Origin of the sequence: Mycoplasma sp. CSL7475-4 (genome assembly GCF_024834065.1) — a bacterium.
GTDB lineage: Bacteria > Bacillota_I > Bacilli_A > Mycoplasmatales > Metamycoplasmataceae > Mycoplasmopsis.
Map to the genome: position 1 here is coordinate 1 of NZ_JANUYA010000025.1, position 618 is coordinate 618.

At 37.4% G+C, this 618-nt stretch carries 1 protein-coding gene; it reads right to left on the reverse strand.

What is annotated here, in order from left to right:
- Positions 1-415: hypothetical protein (locus NXS15_RS03760; RefSeq protein ID WP_396888613.1), on the reverse strand; the 415-nt coding region annotated here is incomplete at its 3' end.
- Between the last annotated feature and the right edge of the window lie 203 nt (positions 416-618).

The following is a 618-nucleotide window of genomic DNA, read 5'->3' on the forward strand; positions in this document are numbered from 1 at the left end:
GTCCACCAGCAGCAGGAGCTGATCCTTCTTCGTGGTGTTCTTCTGTTCCTTGTCCACCAGCAGCAGGAGCTGATCCTTCTTCGTGGTGTTCTTCTGTTCCTTGTCCACCAGCAGCAGGAGCTGATCCAGCACCTTGGTTGTCACTTGTTGTACCTTCGCTACCGTTTGTTGTACCGTTGTCGGTTGGTGTTGTTGAAGGATTAGTTTGTGTTGTACCTTCGCTACCGTTTGTTGTACCGTTGTCGGCTGGTGTTGTTGATGGGTTAGTTGGTGTTGTACCTTGGCCGCCAGCTGGTGTATCAGGTTTTGCTGGAGTTTCTTTATCTTTATTAGCAGCACATGCACTTGCGACAAATGGGATTGTTGTTAGTGAGCTAAGTGCTGCTAATGTTAATGATAACTTAAATTTTTTCATGTTTTTCCTTTCAGTATTTTTTTATGATAAAATTATACGTAAATTTTAATATTAATAAATAAATTTATTGAGAAAATTTATGAAATAAAAAACAAAAGTTCCTAGGGTAAATAAAAAACAAAAGTTCCAATTTTTAATAAAGTATTAACGTAATGAAAAAAAGCAATTACGAAATTAACAAGAGATATCAATTGGAGTATATA